This window comes from Pseudomonas alkylphenolica, assembly GCF_004025535.1.
Taxonomy (GTDB): domain Bacteria; phylum Pseudomonadota; class Gammaproteobacteria; order Pseudomonadales; family Pseudomonadaceae; genus Aquipseudomonas; species Aquipseudomonas alkylphenolica_A.
The window spans coordinates 1-4,172 of the sequence record NZ_QJRG01000045.1 but is presented as its reverse complement, the minus strand read 5'-3'; the positions used below and the strand labels follow the sequence as shown (position 1 = coordinate 4,172).

Sequence of the window (4,172 nt, the reverse complement as noted above, 5' to 3'; positions counted from 1 at the left end):
GCGCCGACGGTACGACCGCCTTCACGGATAGCGAAACGCAGACCATCTTCCATTGCGATGGTTTTGATCAGAGTGACAGTCATCTGGATGTTGTCACCTGGCATTACCATTTCAACGCCTTCTGGCAGCTCGCAGTTACCGGTCACGTCAGTAGTACGGAAGTAGAACTGTGGACGGTAGCCTTTGAAGAACGGAGTATGACGGCCGCCTTCTTCCTTGCTCAGAACGTAAACTTCTGCGGTGAACTTGGTGTGCGGCTTAACCGAACCTGGCTTGACCAGAACCTGACCACGCTCAACGTCGTCACGCTTGGTGCCACGCAGCAGAACGCCGCAGTTCTCGCCAGCACGACCTTCGTCCAGCAGCTTGCGGAACATCTCAACACCGGTGCAGGTGGTGGTGGTGGTGTCACGCAGACCAACGATTTCCAGGGCGTCCTGAACGCGGACGATACCACGCTCGATACGACCGGTAACAACGGTACCACGACCCGAGATCGAGAATACGTCTTCGATTGGCATCAGGAACGGCTTGTCGATAGCACGCTCAGGCTCTGGGATGTAGCTGTCCAGAGTCTCAACCAGCTTCTTGACAGCGGTGGTGCCCATTTCGTTGTCGTCTTTGCCTTCCAGCGCCATACGAGCCGAACCGATGATGATCGGGGTGTCGTCGCCTGGGAAGTCATAGGTGGACAGCAGGTCGCGAACTTCCATCTCGACCAGTTCCAACAGCTCAGCGTCGTCTACCAGGTCAGCCTTGTTCAGGAAGACCACGATGTACGGAACGCCTACCTGACGGGACAGCAGGATGTGCTCACGGGTTTGTGGCATCGGACCATCGGCGGCCGAGCAAACCAGGATCGCGCCGTCCATCTGGGCAGCACCGGTGATCATGTTCTTCACGTAGTCAGCGTGACCTGGGCAGTCAACGTGAGCGTAGTGACGAATGTTCGAGTTGTACTCGACGTGCGCGGTGTTGATGGTGATACCGCGAGCTTTCTCTTCTGGAGCCGAGTCGATCTTGTCGAATTCGACAACAGCCGAACCGAAAACTTCGGAGCAGACGCGAGTCAGCGCTGCGGTCAGCGTGGTCTTGCCATGGTCAACGTGACCAATGGTGCCGACGTTAACGTGCGGCAGACTACGATCAAACTTTTCCTTAGCCATCGAGACAACCCTCAGCAAGAAGAAATTAGCAAGTCAATACGACCATTAAAACAAAGGCAGATATTTTCATATCTGCCTTGTTATATGGAGCTCTTGAGCGGATTTGAACCGCTGACCTCACCCTTACCAAGGGTGTGCTCTACCAACTGAGCTACAAGAGCGTAACACTGTGCAACAACTGCAAACTTGGAGCGGGTAGCGGGAATCGAACCCGCATCATCAGCTTGGAAGGCTGAGGTTCTACCACTAAACTATACCCGCGGAGCGTGCAGCTCTCGCTAAAATGGTGGAGGGGGAAGGATTCGAACCTTCGAAGTCGTAGACGTCAGATTTACAGTCTGATCCCTTTGGCCGCTCGGGAACCCCTCCTGAACGTGGGCGGCATTTTCAACTCTTGCCGTCCTGCTGTCAAGCTTTTTCTCATTAAAATCTTGAGGTTAGCTAATTTGACAGCGCTTCACAGATTTCCATCTAGTGGTGTTCCCTGTGGAGCGGGCGCCATTCTATGCAAACTATTCGACCGTTGCAACACCCTCGCACAACATTATTTTATGTTTTAAGTCTTTGAAATCATTGGAAAGACTAGAAAGCAGCGTTTCGTCCAGCAAACGCTGGCTACGCGGGGCAATCTGCAGCCACAAACCGGTAGCATCACCAAGGCGTCCAGACACCTGGAGCGCCGATACATCCAGGGTCAGCAGCCGCTGACGCAACGCACTGAGCTGCTCCTGGGTGCTTAGCCCACCAATATAGAGGCACTCCTGCCCACGCTGAGGCGCTGGCTTACCCTGGTTTGATTCGCTCAGCAGATGAATTCCCTGCTGATTCCCCTTATAGAGCGACAGCGGCGCCACTTCCTTGGCCTTCAACGGTGCTTCCTGCTGATGCCAGACGTAATAAACGCCATTGAGCACCACCAACAACAGAAACAGCCAACGCATAGTCACCTCACTCCAGGGGGCAGGCCATGGCCAGTCCGACAAACACCAGGTCCGGCACCACTCGCGCGCCAGGCGCAGCATCCTGCACCAGCGGCGCATCGCCGCCGGTCAGCAGCACCGTAAAGTCATCCCCCCACAAACCACCGGCGTGCTCGAGCTGGGAACGCACGAACCCTTGAAGCATGTGAACACAGCCACGCTCTACCGCCTCTACGGTCGAACGCCCAGGCGCCATGCTCCCCAGTGCACGCTCAGCAGATGCATCGTCATAGCGGATGCGGCGCGTGTGCGTACGTAACTGGCTGCGCATCAATGGCATGCCTGGACAGATGAAGCCACCCAAGTGCTCCCCATCGGCCGCGACAAAGTCGGCTTTGGCCGCCGTGCCGAAATCCATTACCAGGCAGGCGCCACCTGCCAGGCGATACGCACCCAGGACAGCAAGCCAACGGTCAAGCCCGAGGCGCTGGTAATCCTCATAGCCATTTCGCACACCGGATACTTCTCTAGCGGGCTGCGCAACCAGCACTTCAAGGCCAAAGTGCCGGGCGAGCAACGCGCAAAGGTCGCTCGTCTCCTCTTCACTGCGGACACTGACCAGGCGGGCGCGTCGAGGCGGCTGCGCAAGCGCCTGAATTGCTTCCAGCAGTGCCTGATCGGAGTCAACAACCCCACCCGCCACAACAACCGCACCGGCGCTGCGGATAACACGCCACTTGATAAAGCTGTTCCCGCAATCGAGCTCAAGAATCATCACGCAACCTCAGGCTGAGCTCACCACCACTAAAGCTCTTTTCTACACCATCGACTTCAAGGCGCAACGCCCCTTGGCCATCGATACCCAACACCACGCCATCCACCTTGTTAATCCCCGCAATCAAGGACACGGGCCGCCCCTGCCATAGGTGCGCTTGCTCCCATTCCTGCTGGAATCCGGTGAAGCCCACCTGGCGATGACGCTCAAGATCGCGCTGCAGGCTCTGATTGAGCCTTGCAACCAGTTCGTTGCGATCAATAGCCACCCCTGACTCAAGGCGAACAGAGGTCCACTGCTGATCAATATCGCTCGATGCCTGCATATTTACATTGATGCCAATCCCCAGCACCACATGGCAGACATCAGCGGGATCACCGACCAACTCCAGAAGAATACCGGCGATTTTCTGATTATTAACCAATACATCATTCGGCCACTTCAAGCCGACATCCGCCACACCGAACGACTGAAGCGCGCGCATGACCGCTAACCCGACGACCAGACTCAATCCCTCCAGCTGACGCATACCGCCTTCGATACGCAACACCAGGCTGTAGTAGAGGTTCTCGGCAAATGGGCTGACCCATTGGCGCCCACGCCTGCCGCGACCCGCGGTCTGGCGCTCGGCCAGCACCAGAAAAGGCGCCGCCCGGCCCTCATTAATAGCGCGCAGGGCCTGTGCATTGGTCGAATCGATGGAGTCAAATATCAACGCCGGCCAGCACTCACTCTGCGAATGTGCGGCAATAGCGGATTCTTCGAGCAACGACAAAGGCGCAGCCAGCTGATATCCGCGGCCGCGCACTTTATGAATAGGCAGATTCAGCTCGGCCTCCAGAAGCTGCAATTGCTTCCAGACGGCAGCGCGACTTACGCCAAGGGCGGCCCCCAGGTCCTGCCCGGAATGGAACCGGCCATCCTTGAGGAGCTTCAACAACTTAAGCATGCCAATCTCGACTTTTAATGAGGCTGGCATGATAGCCATGCACGTAGAGATTGCATAGAAAACTGAAGGTTTTGGTAGTTGAGGCAGAGGCCGGCCGGCGACCGCGCAGCGGCTTTTCGCGGCGGTCCGGCGCCCCGGTAAACCCGCTCCCACAGGATCGAGGGAGAGTTGCACTGGCGGCAGCCGGAAAAGACAAAACCCCTACCTGCATGTGCAGATAGGGGTTTCGGAATTTAATCTTGACGATGACCTACTCTCACATGGGGAAACCCCACACTACCATCGGCGATGCATCGTTTCACTGCTGAGTTCGGGATGGGATCAGGTGGTTCCAATGCTCTATGGTCGTCAAGAAATTCTGT

The 4,172-nt window shown here is 56.6% G+C and carries 4 protein-coding genes, 3 tRNA genes and 1 rRNA gene; all 8 read right to left on the bottom strand.

Translation table 11 applies throughout. From position 1 onward, the window contains the following. The coding region (gene tuf / locus DM813_RS14950; RefSeq protein ID WP_128321426.1) for an elongation factor Tu at positions 1–1,166 on the bottom strand (1,166 nt) is incomplete at its 3' end. Between the two features lie 85 nt (positions 1,167–1,251). Next, positions 1,252–1,327 (bottom strand) — tRNA-Thr (locus DM813_RS14945). Positions 1,328–1,353: 26 nt separating this feature from the next. Further along, positions 1,354–1,427 (bottom strand) — tRNA-Gly (locus tag DM813_RS14940). 23 nt (positions 1,428–1,450) lie between these two features. After that, positions 1,451–1,535: transfer RNA gene (locus DM813_RS14935), tRNA-Tyr, on the bottom strand. Between the two features lie 143 nt (positions 1,536–1,678). Next, entirely contained in the window at positions 1,679–2,107 is a 429-nt protein-coding gene (locus tag DM813_RS14930) for a hypothetical protein (RefSeq protein ID WP_128324172.1), read from the bottom strand. 7 nt (positions 2,108–2,114) lie between these two features. Then, the gene (locus tag DM813_RS14925; RefSeq protein ID WP_128324171.1) at positions 2,115–2,861 is read right to left on the bottom strand and encodes a pantothenate kinase; all 747 of its coding nucleotides are present in this window, start codon (positions 2,859–2,861) and stop codon (positions 2,115–2,117) included. Beyond that, positions 2,851–3,810 (bottom strand): bifunctional biotin--[acetyl-CoA-carboxylase] ligase/biotin operon repressor BirA, encoded by a 960-nt coding sequence (gene birA / locus DM813_RS14920; RefSeq protein WP_128324170.1) that lies wholly within the window; start codon positions 3,808–3,810, stop codon positions 2,851–2,853. Before birA ends, DM813_RS14925 begins: the two co-directional genes overlap by 11 nt. A gap of 237 nt (positions 3,811–4,047) precedes the next feature. Beyond that, positions 4,048–4,163, bottom strand: a 5S ribosomal RNA gene (gene rrf / locus DM813_RS14915). Positions 4,164–4,172 lie beyond the last annotated feature (9 nt).

What these genes read in the sequence shown, in the direction of transcription:
- DM813_RS14930 (WP_128324172.1), bottom strand. Translation starts at nt 2,107, where the DNA reads ATGCGTTGGCTGTTTCTGTTGTTGGTGGTGCTCAATGGCGTTTATTAC.
- birA (WP_128324170.1), bottom strand. Translation starts at nt 3,810, where the DNA reads ATGCTTAAGTTGTTGAAGCTCCTCAAGGATGGCCGGTTCCATTCCGGG.
- DM813_RS14925 (WP_128324171.1), bottom strand. Translation starts at nt 2,861, where the DNA reads ATGATTCTTGAGCTCGATTGCGGGAACAGCTTTATCAAGTGGCGTGTT.